The 14275-nt window shown below is 68.8% G+C and carries 14 protein-coding genes and 1 tRNA gene; 8 read left to right on the forward strand and 7 right to left on the reverse strand.

What is annotated here, in order from left to right:
* Nucleotides 1-55: 55 nt before the first annotated feature.
* Nucleotides 56-1471: a cytosine permease gene (locus ACGFI6_RS28655; RefSeq protein WP_393123896.1), complete on the forward strand. Its 1416-nt coding sequence runs from the start codon at nt 56-58 to the stop codon at nt 1469-1471.
* Here the strand turns inward: ACGFI6_RS28655 and ACGFI6_RS28660 are convergent.
* The 3 genes from ACGFI6_RS28660 to ACGFI6_RS28670 form a co-directional block, all read right to left on the reverse strand.
* Entirely contained in the window at nt 1414-1968 is a 555-nt protein-coding gene (locus ACGFI6_RS28660) for a hypothetical protein (RefSeq protein ID WP_393123898.1), read from the reverse strand. The genes ACGFI6_RS28655 and ACGFI6_RS28660 overlap by 58 nt on opposite strands.
* Before the next feature lie 615 nt (nt 1969-2583).
* A complete protein-coding gene (locus ACGFI6_RS28665) occupies nt 2584-3039 on the reverse strand; it encodes a DUF3592 domain-containing protein (protein ID WP_393123900.1) in 456 nt (151 codons plus the stop codon).
* 425 nt (nt 3040-3464) lie between these two features.
* Nucleotides 3465-3638 carry a hypothetical protein gene (locus tag ACGFI6_RS28670; protein WP_393123902.1) on the reverse strand — a complete coding sequence of 58 codons (174 nt, stop codon included), beginning with the start codon at nt 3636-3638 and terminating at the stop codon, nt 3465-3467.
* 98 nt (nt 3639-3736) lie between these two features.
* On the opposite strand from ACGFI6_RS28670, the gene ACGFI6_RS28675 reads away from it, so the two are divergent.
* Nucleotides 3737-4897: a helix-turn-helix domain-containing protein gene (locus ACGFI6_RS28675; protein WP_393123904.1), complete on the forward strand. Its 1161-nt coding sequence runs from the start codon at nt 3737-3739 to the stop codon at nt 4895-4897.
* 202 nt (nt 4898-5099) lie between these two features.
* On the opposite strand, the gene ACGFI6_RS28680 is transcribed toward ACGFI6_RS28675, so the two are convergent.
* A tRNA-Thr gene (locus tag ACGFI6_RS28680) sits at nt 5100-5172 on the reverse strand.
* Nucleotides 5173-5199: 27 nt separating this feature from the next.
* Between ACGFI6_RS28680 and ACGFI6_RS28685 the strand changes: the two genes are divergently transcribed.
* Entirely contained in the window at nt 5200-6408 is a 1209-nt protein-coding gene (locus ACGFI6_RS28685) for an MFS transporter (RefSeq protein ID WP_393123906.1), read from the forward strand.
* Here the strand turns inward: ACGFI6_RS28685 and ACGFI6_RS28690 are convergent.
* Nucleotides 6338-7522 carry an MFS transporter gene (locus tag ACGFI6_RS28690; RefSeq protein WP_393123908.1) on the reverse strand — a complete coding sequence of 395 codons (1185 nt, stop codon included), beginning with the start codon at nt 7520-7522 and terminating at the stop codon, nt 6338-6340. The genes ACGFI6_RS28685 and ACGFI6_RS28690 overlap by 71 nt on opposite strands.
* A gap of 49 nt (nt 7523-7571) precedes the next feature.
* On the opposite strand from ACGFI6_RS28690, the gene ACGFI6_RS28695 reads away from it, so the two are divergent.
* From ACGFI6_RS28695 to ACGFI6_RS28705, 3 genes are read left to right on the forward strand one after another with little or no spacing between them, the layout of a single operon-like run.
* On the forward strand, nt 7572-8951 hold the full coding sequence (locus ACGFI6_RS28695; protein ID WP_393123910.1) for a pyridoxal phosphate-dependent decarboxylase family protein: 1380 nt from the start codon (nt 7572-7574) through the stop codon (nt 8949-8951).
* Nucleotides 8952-8972: 21 nt separating this feature from the next.
* A complete protein-coding gene (locus ACGFI6_RS28700; protein ID WP_393123912.1) occupies nt 8973-9155 on the forward strand; it encodes a DUF4287 domain-containing protein in 183 nt (60 codons plus the stop codon).
* Between the two features lie 48 nt (nt 9156-9203).
* Nucleotides 9204-9944: a TrmH family RNA methyltransferase gene (locus ACGFI6_RS28705; RefSeq protein WP_393123914.1), complete on the forward strand. Its 741-nt coding sequence runs from the start codon at nt 9204-9206 to the stop codon at nt 9942-9944.
* A 179-nt stretch (nt 9945-10123) separates the two neighbouring features.
* On the opposite strand, the gene ACGFI6_RS28710 is transcribed toward ACGFI6_RS28705, so the two are convergent.
* Nucleotides 10124-10843: a hypothetical protein gene (locus ACGFI6_RS28710; RefSeq protein ID WP_393123916.1), complete on the reverse strand. Its 720-nt coding sequence runs from the start codon at nt 10841-10843 to the stop codon at nt 10124-10126.
* A gap of 18 nt (nt 10844-10861) precedes the next feature.
* The gene (locus ACGFI6_RS28715) at nt 10862-11758 is read right to left on the reverse strand and encodes a GIY-YIG nuclease family protein (protein ID WP_393123918.1); all 897 of its coding nucleotides are present in this window, start codon (nt 11756-11758) and stop codon (nt 10862-10864) included.
* 36 nt (nt 11759-11794) lie between these two features.
* On the opposite strand from ACGFI6_RS28715, the gene ACGFI6_RS28720 reads away from it, so the two are divergent.
* Nucleotides 11795-14002: a BTAD domain-containing putative transcriptional regulator gene (locus tag ACGFI6_RS28720; RefSeq protein ID WP_393123920.1), complete on the forward strand. Its 2208-nt coding sequence runs from the start codon at nt 11795-11797 to the stop codon at nt 14000-14002.
* Nucleotides 13948-14250: a hypothetical protein gene (locus ACGFI6_RS28725; protein WP_393124701.1), complete on the forward strand. Its 303-nt coding sequence runs from the start codon at nt 13948-13950 to the stop codon at nt 14248-14250. Before ACGFI6_RS28720 ends, ACGFI6_RS28725 begins: the two co-directional genes overlap by 55 nt.
* Nucleotides 14251-14275 lie beyond the last annotated feature (25 nt).

Consider the following 14275-nt stretch of genomic DNA (forward strand, 5'->3'; position numbering starts at 1 on the left):
CCCGGCGCGGTCGCTGCTGGTTCCCTGAGCCAACTTGTTCCCCTGGGAGGCCGTCATGACCACACCCGCACCAGCCGAGGCAGTTCCGTTCGACGCCCACGGCGTCGCCCCGATCCCGCCGGAGGCCCGGGACTCCAGCCCGCGGGAACAGTTCTGGATCTGGGCCGGCGCCAACCTCGCCCCGATCAACTGGGTGCTCGGCGCCCTCGGCATCACACTTGGCCTGAGCCTGCTGGAGACCCTGCTCGTCGTTGCCATCGGCAATGTCCTCGGCTGCTCGCTGTTCGGCCTGCTGAACGTCATCGGGCATCGGACCGCGGTCAACCAGATGGTGCTCGGCCGGGCGCCGTTCGGCCGCCGCGGCGCGATCGTTCCCGGCGTGGTCCAGTGCCTGCTGACGATGGCCTGGGTCGGCGTGAACACCTGGGTCGTGCTCGACCTGGCGCTTGCTGTCCTCGCCAAGATCGGGATCACCGGCGGCGTCGGGCTCGAGTACCTGGTGGCCGCGGTGATCATGCTCGCCCAGCTCGGGCTGGCGCTGTACGGGTTCTATGCGATCCGTACGTTCGAGAAGTGGACCGTCCCGCTGACCGTGCTGGTGATGGCGGCGATGACGGTCCTCGCGTTGAGCAGCGCTGACCTGCATTGGACGGCAGCCACCGCGGAGACGCCTGCCGAGAAGTTCACGGCGATGACGCAGCTGACGACCGCGATCGGGGTCGGCTGGGGCATCACCTGGCTGCCGTATTCCGCCGACTACAGCCGCTTCGTCAGGCCGGAAGCCTCCAGCCGCTCGGTCTTCTGGGCCTCCGCGCTGGGCATGTACCTCCCGACGGTGTGGCTGGCGGCCCTCGGTGCCTGCCTGGCCAGCGCCGGAACCGGCAGCGATCCTTCGGCCCTGGTGATCAACGCGTTCGGCGTGATGGCCGTCCCGGTACTGCTGCTCATCATGCACGGACCGATCGCGACGAACATCCTGAACCTCTACTCCTGCTCGTTGGCCGCCTTGTCGATCGGTGTCGACATCGCGCGCTGGAAGCTCACCCTGATAGCCGGGACCGTCGCGTCCGCCGTCCTGGTGATCTTCGTCCGCGCCGACAGTTTCGGCCACGCCTTCGACAACTGGATGGTTTCGATCCTGGTCTGGATCAGCCCCTGGGCCGCGATCGTCGCGGTCGACTATCTCGTCGTGCGACGCGGCCGGCTCGACATCCCTGGCTTGTACGCACGCGCAGCCAAATCACCGTACGGGCAATGGAACGCGCGCGCCCTGATCAGCCTCGGTCTCGGGCTGGTCGCCGGCTGGAGCTGGCAGTACGGCCTCGTCCCGGTCATGCAAGGCCCGATCGCCATCGCCATGAACAACACAGACTTCTCCTGGCTCTCCGGCTCCCTCGTCGCCGGCGGCCTGTACTACCTGACCTCAGCAACGCGGACGCGCGACCATTGGGCGGCGGCGACGACGGCGTAGGTGATAGCGCCTAGCAGGACCGCCCAGAGCCAGGAGAGCGGAACGTAGGCCCAGACGAAGGCGACGTTTGCTGCGAGGACCATGGCGAACGTCGTGAGGCCGGCGACCGTTCCGCGCCGGCGGGACGCGCGAGCAGTGGTCGGCAGCGGACCGAGGCGCCGGTCCAGCAGCGTGCCGAACGCGCTCAGGCCGACGAGCGCTGCGACGGCGAACAGTGCGGTCCCGGGCAGCGCCCCGAACACGATCGCGACCCAGCCCACGAACGTCAGTACGACGAGTACGCCGCCGATGCCTAGGGCCCCGAACATCAGATGTGAACGCCGCCGCAGCGCAAGGTCGGTGCCGTCGGCCGTACTGACCGATCCGTCGCCGCTGTCGCGACGACGCACGGTCCGGATCAGGCCGACCACGATGAGGCCCAGCAGAAGTACGCCGACGACAGTCAGAATCACCGAACGGGTGGTCGACATGTACTCGCGGACATCGTCCCCGTACACACAACTCGCCGAAGGCGGGAACCAGCTGGTCCGAATCTCCGAAACATCCCTGACATCAGGAAACTTGCGCGCACAACTCTCGTCCGGCTCGAACCAACTCGGCATCGACAACCCCACCACGGCCGCCCAAACCACCCCGCCGCCCAACCCCAGCCCCAGCAGCGCCCCCGCCTGCCGCCTAGCCCAATCCACGGCCCTATCCTCCCGCCCAGCCGCCGAGCGGTTGACGGCGGGCTCTATGCGGCGTCCGGCACTGGGAACATGAAGCGAAACTTTCCGTGGCCTGGGCCGGGGTTCTCCCACGGCAACGTCGTCGCACAACCGCCTGCGTCCGTGCGCGTGGCCGTAAATCGCACTACTACGGGTTGCTGAGCTAGCCGGACGGCCAGGTCCTCAAGCTCACGTTCGTCCCCTTCGCGAAGCGTCCCAGACGCCAAGCGCTCGCCACCGAGGCTGAGGCCCATGCCGAGAAATCACGTACCGTCCGTGTAGGCGACGAAGACGAAGGCAAAGGCGATCAGAACCACCGCCCAGATGACCCCGCTCGCGTAGACCAACTCAAGCTCGGCCAACGTCACCACTCATCGACGGCTATCGTCCCAGCGATCCGTGCCGCTAGTCATCTCGGCGGCGTTTACGCATTAGGAGCGCGGCGAAGACGAGGAACAGGGCTGTGAAACCGCCAGAGACGGCAAGCGGAACCGTGTAGCCCAGGGGCGAGTACGCGTCCTGAACGAGCTGCGGGTTCTCACGGTCGTATCTCACCTCGATCCAGCTGCCGACTGTCGCGCTGTCACGGATCCCGCCCGTCGTCTTGTGCCGGAGCTTCTGCCCGGCCAGCGTCACGTACTCCACCTCGATCCAGTCGCGGCGAGGGTGGGAACAGCCGCCGCGACCTCCCACGCATTCAGGGATGTCGGAGGCCACGACGTGACCGAGAACGACCTCGCCGCGGAGCCTCAAGGAGTGGATGTGCCACAGTTCCAGGCCACCCAGGACTCCGAACACCGCAGCCGCCGCGAAGCAAAACGCAGCCAAGCCATAGGCGCGGCCCGCTTTCGTCTGTTTCACGCGACTACCTTGCACTCGATCGATTCGTGCCGCTAGGACGTACGACGCGGCCGAACGGCTCCCACCGTGCGGCGAGGTCATCCACAATCTGTCGGCCGACAACCGCGTACCGCAGCACCCGGGCGAGCGGGGATGTATTGAGCGCGACACCATCCACATCGACCGCCAGCGCACCCAGCGAGTGCACCGCAGTACACGAGAAGGATCATCACGAACAGACCGAGCCGATCATCGCCAACGCCGCCAGGCCGAACGGACCGGCGGCAGGTAGACCCGCGAGAAGCCCCCCACTCCCCCACTTCGTCGATCCGCGCCGCCTCCCCCAGCGCGGTAGGTGCGGCAACGAACACCTGTCCTGGAACACCCTGCAGCGTTGCCGTCGATCCGGCGCAACCGCCCGATCCGGAAGTCGCACCGGGACGGCGTCAGTCGTCCAGCCACTCCGCACCGCTGCTGTCGCGGTGGCGACCCCGGTGGTGCCCCAGGACGCATCGACAGCTGGTCGTGGGGTTCTCCCCGTCACAGTCGACGTCCTGCGCGGCTGGCAGTTCCGGCCAGGGCTTGCCGTCCTTCAGGGTTCCCCGCGTTCGGTCGTTCATGAGGCGAGCATCATCCCTCCAGCGCCCCAGATCGATCACTCCCGCGTATCCCTCAGCATCAGGAGACAGGGATACAAGGCGTAGGTGACACTGGGGTTATGACTTTCGGGAGTCGTCTCCGTGAGTACCGTGACCATCGCGGGTGGTCGCTGGGCGACCTGGCACGAGCAACGCACTTCAGCCGGTCCTACCTGTCGAACGTCGAGAACGGCCGGAAGCCCGCCACCGAGGACATCGCGCGGGCATGTGATGCGGCATTGCGGGCGAAGGGCGAACTCATCACGGCAGCGCGCACCGACGCGACTGCGAAGGTCAACGACCGGCCGTGGCAGACGGCCGAACTGGTCTCCCGGTTGCAGACCTCAGACACGACGCCGAACACGATCGAGTCGCTGCATTCGACGGTTGAGGAGTTGTGCTGCCAGTACAACCGGCGCGACGCGCTAGAACTGCGCACCGAAGCCCACGAATGGTTGGCCTATGTGGGGACGCTGCTGCGGCGACCGGTTGGCCTCCGAGCACATACCGATCTGTTGGTGGCCGGTGGCTGGTTGGCGTTGCTCGCGGGGTGTGTTGAGTACGACCTGGGAATGGGGACCGCTGCGGAGTCCACGCGGGTAGCGGCCGCGCAACTCGGCTTGGAAGCCGGGCACCCCGAGATCGTGGGGTGGGGCCACGAGATGACCGCTTGGTTCGCGTTGACGCAAGGCCGGTTCCGGCAGGCCGTCGACGCATCGCGGCGCGGGCAGGCAGTAGCCCAAGGAACCAGCGTGCAAGTGCAACTCCTTGCCCAGGAAGCCAAGGCGAAAGCTCGACTCGGTGAGTCCGGGCTGACGACGGTGCTGGAGTCCGGCCGTGATCTGCTCACGAAGCTCCCCTATCCGGACCGGCCAGATAACCACTTCAAGGTCGATCCTGCGAAGTGGGATTACTACTCGATGGACATTCACCGCATGGCGCAAGACAACGCCCGGGCGAGCGACTACGCAACCTCGGTCATCCACGACAACATCGCGCCGGACGGAACCGAGTTGAGCCCGATGCGGATCAGCGAGTGCAGGTTGACGCTGGCGTTCGTCGCCGGTCGTGAGGGTGACTTGGAGGAGGCTGTCGGCTTGGGCCTTGAAGGGCTCAAAGATGGCCGGCAGAGCAAGGTGCACCTTCGGATGATCGCGAGCGAGCTTGACCAGGAACTGCGCCGCCGGTTCCCCGGCGAAGGAGCCGTCACCGGGCTAGAGGACGCGTTGCGCGCCGTCTAGCCGCCGGAAGCCGGCAGGGCTCTGGCGACGCTGGGCGCCCCCGGTTCCGGTGTCGTGCTCGTGTCCGCAGTTGCACCCGGACTCGGTCGTGCCGCAGCCTTCCGGGTCCAGATGGTCTTCGCCTGAAGCGGAACTCCTTCTCAGCCCACTGCGCGAAGAGTGCATACTTCGCCGGGTCCGCCGACCTGCGGAAAGAGACGAGAGCCGGTGAGGGGACTCGAACCCCTAACCCCCGCTTTACAAGAGCGGTGCGCTGCCAGTTGCGCCACACCGGCGGGTGTGTGGGTACATAGTAGTGGATTGTGTGGGGGCTGCTGCGGGGGTCGGGGGCGTTTCGGGGGCTTTGGGGTGCTCGGGCGGTTTCGTTCTTGGGGGACTCGCTGGGGCTGGTGGCGCTGCTGCTGTTTGTGCAGGGGCGGACGGGGGCCGCGTTGGCGGTGGCGTTGTTGCTGCTGGCGGGGGACTTCGTGCCGGGGTTGTTCGGGGCGTTCGCGGGAGTGGTGGGCGACCGGTTCGACCTGAAGAAGGTCATGGTGAGCTGCGATGTCGTCCAGGGCGTGCTCACCGTTGTCATGGCGGTCACGATGCCTCCGCTGACTGTTCTGCTGGTCTTGGTCGCAGTACGCAGCGTTACGGCGCAGGTCTTCCAGGCGAGTTCGCGCAGTGCGATGCCGGCGCTCGTCCGCGACGACCAACTCGAGGCGGCGAACTCCGCGCTCGGGGCGGGGACGAACGGGCTGGAGGCGATCGGGCCGATCATCGCCGCGGGGCTGTTCCTGATCACGGACGTCCGCGGGATCCTGCTGATCGACGCGGCCACGTTCTTCGTCTCGGCGGCGTTGCTGAGCAGGCTGCCGAAGATCCCGCCGTCCAAGCCGTCCGGGCACAGCGTGGTCAAGGATGCGCGAGACGGTCTGGGGTACATCCTCCGGTCGGCCCCGATCAGGGTCATCGGGATCGGGTTCTTCGCGGTCGTCGCGTTCAACGGGGTGGACGACGTCGCGATGGTGTTCCTCGCGAAGGACGAGCTGCACGGGTCCGACTCGGCGGCGTCGACGCTGTACGCGGGTGCGGGCATCGGGCTGATCGCCGGGTTCGCGATCCTGGCGCGGTACGCGGGCCGGATGCGGATGCCCGTACTGATGCTGCTCGGGTTCGCCGTCAGCAGTCTGGGCAACCTCGTCACCGGTCTGGCGTGGGCGATCTGGGCGGCGCTCGCGCTCCAGGTGATCCGCGGGCTCGGGATCGCCTGCATCGACGTCGGCGTCAACACCCACCTGCAGCGGGTCGTACCGGCGCATCTTCGCAGTCGTGTGTTCGGCAATCTGTACGGCGCGATCGGCCTCGCGGCGGGCCTGTCGTATCTCGCCGGCGGGCTGCTCCTGCAGCACACAAACGCTCGTACGACGTTCATCGCCGCGGGCGCGGGCGGTCTGGTCGCTACAGCTGCGACTGCGATCGCAGTTCGGCGATCGGGCGACGAAGAACGCGAGCCCCCGGTACGGCGATGAGCGCGATCGCCGCCATCACCAGGAACGCGGCCACCGGGTGATCGACGAGCAGCCCGACGACGACCGCGACGATCAGGCCGCCGAGGTTGCCGGCCATCCAGATCAGGCCTGCCGCGGTGCCTTCGGCCTCTCCGGTACGGCGTTCGACCAACTCGAGCACGATCGGCAGCGCGGGCAGCAGAAGCAGGCCGATCAGTGTGATCGCGACGAAGCCGGTGAACGCGCCCGGAGCCAGCGCGAGCAGTACGCAGGCAGCAGCGGTGGCGGACAGGCTGATCACGAGCAGTGCGGATTCGGCACGGCGACGTACGACGAGGATCGGGATCGTCGCGCTGCCGAGGACACCGGCGACGACGTTCACGAGCAGGATCGTGCTGGCGGTGCCGCCGCTCACGCCCGCAGGTTCGAGGAGCGCCTGCGCGAAGGTGCTCATGGCAACGAATACACCGAACGGGAAGATCGCGAGCACGCACAGCCGCCGGATCAACGGATCACCCCACGCGGCGGCCAGCGCACTCCGGTCCGGCCGGCTGGATCCGACCGCGGCGAACGGCGCCTGAACGGTGTAGAGGGCAACGATCAGTACGACGGCTGCCGCCACGCAGAACACCGCGGTGACGACCAGCATCGCCGGCAGCGACGACGCCGTGGTGAAGACCGCGGAGAGCAGGAAAGCGATCACCATGCCCGCGAAGATGCTGGCGGTCCCGATCGCGATGCCTGTCGGGCGGTTCTTCACGTGTAGATAGCGTCCGGTGATGCCGGTGACCGCGTTCAGCACGAGCGGCTGCGCGATCGACGCGACGATCTGGCCCGCGAGCAGCCAGCCGAAGTCGTCGCCGATCAGCCGTACGACGGCGCCCAGAGCTGTCAGTACTGCACCCGCGACGAGTCCGCCGCGGAACCAGCGGTCCAGGACGAGGCCGCATGGGATCGCGAGTACGACGTACAGCAGCGGAAACACCTGCGCCAGCCAGCCGATGGCGCTTTCGGACACGCCGTACCGCTCGGCGGCGACGGTCGTGACGCCGGCGAAGTTCAGCCAGACCAGCTGGGTGGCCGCGCCGACGAGGGAGTAGCCGACGATCGCCGACCACCGACTCCGGATCTGCATGCGCGCACTGTACGCGGGCCGGACCGGAAACGGGGCGTACAAAGGAGACATGGTGGATTGGGACGGACCGCTGACCGAGGCGTTCGAGCGCGCGACGACCTACCTGGCCGGGCTTCCGGAACGGCGCGTCGGCCCGCGTGCGACCGCCGCCGAGCTCCAGGCTGCGCTCGGCGGCCCGCTGCCGACCGGGCCGACGGACCCGCGCGAGGTCGTGGCACAGCTTGCGGACGGGGTCGATGACGGACTGTTGCCGAGCGGGAGCGGCCGGTTCTTCGGTTTCGTGTTCGGTGGCGCGACGCCCGCGTCGCTGGCCGCGGACTGGCTCACGACGACCTGGGACCAGAACGCGGGTCTGTACGCTGCCTCGCCCGCAGCCGCGGTCGTCGAGGACATCGCGGCGAGCTGGCTCGTGGAGCTGTTCGGGCTGCCCGCGACCACGTCGGTCGGGTTCGTCACCGGCGCGCAGATGGCGAACTTCACCGGCCTCGCGGCGGCGCGTCACGAGGTACTGCGGCGAGCCGGGTGGGACGTGGAGCGGGACGGCTTGATTGGTGCGCCGCCGATCCGGGTGCTGGCCGGGGCGGAGCGGCACGACACGATCGACCGCGCGCTGCGGTTCCTGGGGCTCGGGACGAGCTGCATCGAGTCGATCGCGGTCGACGAGCAGGGCCGGATGCGCCCCGACGCGCTTGCCGAAGCGCTCGCGGACGGCGCCGGTGGCGTGATCGTCTGCGCGCAGGTCGGCAATGTGAACACCGGCGCCTTCGACCCGATTCGGGAGGTCTGCGAGGTCGCCCACGAGCACGGCGCGTGGGTGCATGTGGACGGCGCTTTCGGGCTCTGGGCCGCGATGAGCGACGAGCTCGGGACGCTGCTGGACGGCGTCGAGCTGGCCGATTCGTGGGCGACGGACGCGCACAAGTGGCTCAACGTGCCGTACGACTCCGGGCTCGTGTTCTGCGCGCATCCCGAGGCGCACCGTGCCGCGATGTCGATCCGCGCCGCGTACCTGATCCAGGACGAAGACGGCGAACGGGACTCGCTCGACTACAACCCGGAGTTCTCCCGGCGCGCTCGGGGCATCCCGGTGTACGCCGCGATTCGCGCCCTCGGCCGTGCCGGGATCGCGGAGATCGTCGACCGCTGCCACGCGATGGCCAACCGTTTCGCCGACGCACTCCGCGACGGCGGCGCCGACGTACTGAACGACGTCATCCTGAACCAGGTGCTGGTCCGCTTCGGCGACGACGACGCCCTGACCCGGCAGGTGATCACCACGGTCCAGAACGAAGGCACCTGCTGGATGTCCGGCACCACCTGGCAGGGCCGCGCCGCAATGCGGATCTCGGTCACCAACTGGACCACCGGCCCGGCCGACATCGACCGCTCCGCGGAAACCGTGCTCGGAACGTTGCGGAAAGTTTCCTGATCGGCGGTGTCGATTTCCGGCGTGATCTGTGACTGGCTCAAGGGCGAGTACGAACTGGGGCGCGGGCACGGGATGGCGCTGGTCCACGTGATCAAGAACGGACCGCAGATCAGCGACAAGCACGTCGGCACCAAAGGCACTCACTCCGACTCGAGCAACCTGCTCTGGCTAGACGGCAAGGCCACCAACCCGCTGAACGCCTGAGCCGAGCCGCCACCCACCACGGGATGTGGTCCGGCGTACCGTAAGCGGGTGGATTCGAAGAAATCGCCGCGCGACAAGTGGATCACCGTGTACGGCCGCAAGCCGGTGCTGGAGGCGCTGCACGATCCGAAGCTGTCGGTGGCGAAGGTCGTGCTCGCGGACAACGCGACCGGCCAGTCGATGCAGGAGATCCTCCGGGCCGCGGAGAGGTTCGGTACGCCCGTCGAGCGCGCGACGGCCAGCCGGGTGAAGTGGCTGGCTGGAAACGGCAAGCACGACCAGGGTGTGGTCGCGGACGTGAACGCCCCGCGGATGACGCCGCTGGAAGAGTTCGTGCGGAACCGCGGAAAACGGCCGACCAACGTTTTCCTGCTCGACGGCGTGACCAACCCGGGGAACGTCGGCATGATCCTGCGGACCGCGACCGGCGCCGGGTTCGACGGGGTGATCCTCCCCCGTGCCGGTACGCCGCATGTCGGGCCGCTCGTCATCAAGGCGTCGGCCGGCATCGCGTTCCAGGCACCGATCGTGAACACGTCGACCGCGAAGGCCGCGGTCGACCTGCTGCGGGAGGCGGGGTACCACGTGTACGGGCTGTCGGCCCGCTCGCAGGACTCGCTGTTCCGGACCGAGCTCGCACCGCGAGCGGTCTACGTACTCGGCGGCGAGACCAACGGCATCACCGTCGCTACCGACTCCGACCTGCAGATCCCGCTGCACGCCGGCGTTGAGTCTCTGAACGTCGCCGTGGCCGCCGCCGTCGTCGCCTTCGAGGTAACCAACCGCTGACGCCTGCGCCAGACACGCGCGGCCGGAGGTTGCCTGGGTGCGAGGTGAACCTCTGAGGTTGTGGGTTGGCACGCGGCATGCAAGACGCAAACCCACCATCTCGAAGGTCAACCTCTCAGGTGGTGGGTCCGCGCGGCCGGAGGATTCACTCAGGAGACGGGTGTACCCGGGGGGTGAGGTCAGCCGGTCATTTGTTTGACGAGGGCTTCGGCGTCGGCGCGGGTGAAGTTGCCGGAGATCTGGATCTGGCCGCCGGGGATCGCGGACTGGACGGTCGGTGCGGCCACGACCCGGCCGTGGACGACGATGGCGAGCTGGTTGGCCGGCGGGCTTTGCTTGGCCAGGCTCGCGGTCAGGTCGCCGAACAGCTTCGCGCCTTCGTGGTCGAGGCTGATGGCGATGGTCCAGGATGCGCCTTGGGCGGGGTCGTTGCCGGCCTTCACCTTGGAGACGTGGCTGCCGTCGAGTTCGACCTTGCCGAGGGTGTAGATCATGCCGTCGTCGTCGCAGGCCGTACCGGACGCGGCCGGGCTCGGGCAGGTGCCCGTCTTTGAGTTGAGTACGCGGCGGAATTCGACCGCTTTCGGGTCGGAGGGTTTGGTGTGCGCGGCCGACGAGTTGCTGGCGGATGGTTTGCCGTCACCGCGGTTGGCGATCAGGACGACGGCGGTGCCGACGACGAGAACCAGCAGGAGGACGAGACCACCGACGAGCAACAGCGGGCCCCGGGACTGCTTCGGTGGCCCCGGCGGAAACGGAGGGCCGGACGGCCCCGCCCCAAACAACGCCCCCGGCTGATACGGCGGCTGACCCGAGCCGTCCTGGTATGGCGGCTGACCCGGCCCACCCTGGTACGGCGGGCCGGGGGGTTCGTTCGGCGGTACCGGGGGCTGGGTCATACCAGTAATGCTAGGGACTCAGGAAGTCATCAGCCGAGCCGCCAGCTCCGCGTTTCGCGCCGCGAATGTCCGCCACAGCTCAGGCGTCGCCGCCACCCGCTCCCGCGCCGTCGCCTCCCCCGCCGCACGCTGCGTCCACGTGCACATCCGCCCAGCCCGCAACTCGAACCGCACCAGCACCCCGTCCGCCCACCCGTACACGTCAGCGTCCCGCGGCTCCATCCAGGCGACCTTCTGCTCCGCGACGATCCAGTCCAGCGCCTCAAGCTCCCCCTGCACCTTCGCCGCGAACTCGTACCGCAGCTCGCCCGAAGCCCGATCCCGCCGCTCGACGAGCGCGGACCGCAACGCATCGACCGCCGCCGGATCCCGTTCCAGTACGGCGATCACGGTCCGCGTGAGCGCGGCGCGATCCCCCGGCCCGATGCCGAAGATCCGCCCGAACTCCTCGGCCGACCCGTCCCCTTCCACCGTGTACTGCAACGGCAGCACGCGATGCAGGCCGGAGATCGCCTGCCGGATCCGCAGCCCGCCGAGGTACGGCCCGAAGTGCGGCGCGCTCCCCTGCACCGTGTGCTCGAACCGCAGACCGGGCCGGGATCCGTCACCGAGCCGGATGTAGCCGACCACCTCCTGACCGCCCTCGGTCCGGTTCCAGCGCGGCTTGGAGTGTTCGAGGAGATTCCTCTCGAGCCAGGCGGCCTCGTGTTCGGAGTCGCACCAGACGCCTTCCACCCGGGCGATCCGCCGGACCATCCGGGCCAGATGCGGCCGGTCGCCGAGGTTCAGCCAGTACGACCGCACCCGTCGCCGCAGGTTGCGCGCCCGCCCGATGTACAGCACCTTGCCGCCCGCGTCCCGGAACCGGTACACCCCCGGCCCGGTCGGCAACTCGCGAACCCCCAGGTCTGACACCCGCTCACGTTACGCTGCGGTTGGGTGGTGCCCAAGATGGAGTTCGGGATTCTCGGGCCGGTACGGGCTCGGGGCGACGACGACGTACCGCTGCCGGGGCGTTTGCAGCGCGTACTGCTGGCCGTCCTGCTCACCCGCGCGAACCGCCCCGTACCCGCTGATGTCCTGGCCGAAGCGTTGTGGGGCGAGCCGGCGACCGCGAAGCTCTACCTGCACGTGCATCGGCTGCGCCGGGCGCTCGCGGATCCCGAGCGGCTCGTGTCCGTACCGGGCGGCTACCAGCTGCAGGTCGCGCCTGGCGAACTCGACGCCGAACGCTTCGAAGAGCTGATCAGGAACGGAACAGATGCCGCCGGCAACGACCCGGGGCAGGCCGTCGCGCTGCTGCGGCAGGCGATCGAGCTGTGGCGCGACGTACCGTTCAGCGATGCCGACTCCCCGGAGCTGGCCGCCGAGGCCGTTCGGCTCACCGATCTGAAGCTCGCCGCCCTCGAGGAGCTGTACGCGGCGGAACTCGCGACCGAGCGACACCTCCAAATCGTCGGCGAACTGGCCGGACAGGCCCAGGCCGCCCCGCTGCGGGAGCGGCTGCAAGGCCTGCTGATGCTCGCGCTCTATCGCTGCGGCCAGCAGGATCGCGCGTTGGAGGTGTACCGCCGGACGCGGCAGGCACTGGTCTCCGAGCTCGGTCAGGAACCGGGACCTGAGCTCCGCGACATCCACGCGGACATCCTCGGCCGGACGCCCGCGCCACCGGCCCAACTGCCGCACGACATCGTCGGCTTCACCGGGCGGGACACCGAACTGGCCCGCCTGGACGACCTGCTTCGAACGCCCATGCCCTGCGCGATCACAGGCACCGGCGGAGTCGGCAAGACCGCACTCGCCGTTCGCTGGGCGCACCGGGTCCGCGACCGCTTCCCCGACGGCCAGCTGTACGTCGATCTGTGCGGCTACGGACCCGAACCGCCGATGACACCGGACGACGCACTGGCCGGCTTCCTGCGTGAGCTCGGCGTGGACGGAACGGACCTTCCGACTGACTGCGCCGAGCGGGCAGCACGGTTCCGCTCGCTGATCGCAGGACGCCGGATCCTTGTACTGCTGGACAATGCGCAGACGGCCGACCAGGTACGCCCGCTACTGCCCGGCGACGCGTCCAGCGTTGTCGTGGTGACCAGCCGGGACTCGCTGGCCGGACTGGTCGCCCGCGAAGGAGCGCGTCGGGTCCAGCTCGACCCACTCAGCGATTCGGCGTCGACGGACTTGCTCCGCGGTCTTGTCGGTCACCGAGTGGACGACGACGGCGCAGCCACCCGGACCCTGATAGCGCGCTGCGCCCGCCTGCCGTTGGCGTTGCGGATCGTCGCCGAACTGGTCAACGCGCGGCTGTCCGGCAGCCTCGCGGACCTCGCCATCGAGCTCGCCGATGCGCAGCAGGCCTTGGACATCCTGGACGCGGGCGGCGACCCGCAGACCGACGTACGGGCCGTATTCTCCTGGTCGTACCACCAGCTTCCGCCGGAGGCGGCCCGGTTGTTCCGGCTGCTCGGAGTGCATCCGGGGCCGCACGCGGACGTCGACGCGATGAGCGCGCTGCTCCGCGCCGACGCCCGTCCCTCCCTCACTGTACTTCGGCGTGCGCACCTGATCGACGAGATCGGCCCCGGGCGGTACCGGGCGCACGACCTGCTGCGTGCCTACGCCGCGGAACTGACCGCGGCCGAGGACCGCGCCGACGCCCGCACGAGGCTGTTCGAGCATTACCTGCAAGCTGCCAAAACCGCCGTGGAGACCGGCGACAGCCGATGGCTGGATCGCGAGCGGACGAACCTGGTCATGGTTGCCGAGCAGGCATCGCCGACGGTGGCGGCCGCGCTGGCGCCGACGCTGCGGCGCTGTACCTGGGTTGGCTCAGCCGGCTGCTCGGTGACTACCCGACCGCCCTCGAGTACCTGCACGCCGCGCTCGCGGTCGCGGACCCGGACAGGCCGCGGGACCGCGTCGACGCCGAGATGGTCATCGGGACGCTCTACGAGCGCGCCGGCGACTACGACCGCGCGAAGGTTCATCTCGAGCGGTCCCGGTCGATGGCGTTCGAGACCGGGAACCGGCTCATCCAGGCATTCGTCGCGCCGCTGGCCCACGTCTACTGGCAGCTCGGGCGCCGGGACGAGGCGTTCGCCTGCATCGAACACAGTCTCGCGGTCGCCACCCGTACCAACGAGCGGCTGGTCGGGATGATCGTCCACAACACCGCCGGTGACCTGTACCGCGCGGACGGGAACGCCGAGCAGGCGCTGGCGCATCATCGCCTGGCCCTGGACATCGCGGTGACCAGCGGTGCGCCGTACGACGAAGCCGTTGCCCTGGTGGGGATCGGCGACATCGAGCAGAACGGGCCGACGTACTGGCAGCAGGCACTCGGGATCTTCCAGCGGCTCGGAACCGACGTCACTGCCCTGGAGCGCAGGCTCGCGAAAGATCCGTGAAAGGAGCTCCCGGGAGCATGGCGTG

The sequence above is a fragment of the Kribbella sp. NPDC048928 genome, assembly GCF_043197975.1.
GTDB lineage: Bacteria > Actinomycetota > Actinomycetes > Propionibacteriales > Kribbellaceae > Kribbella.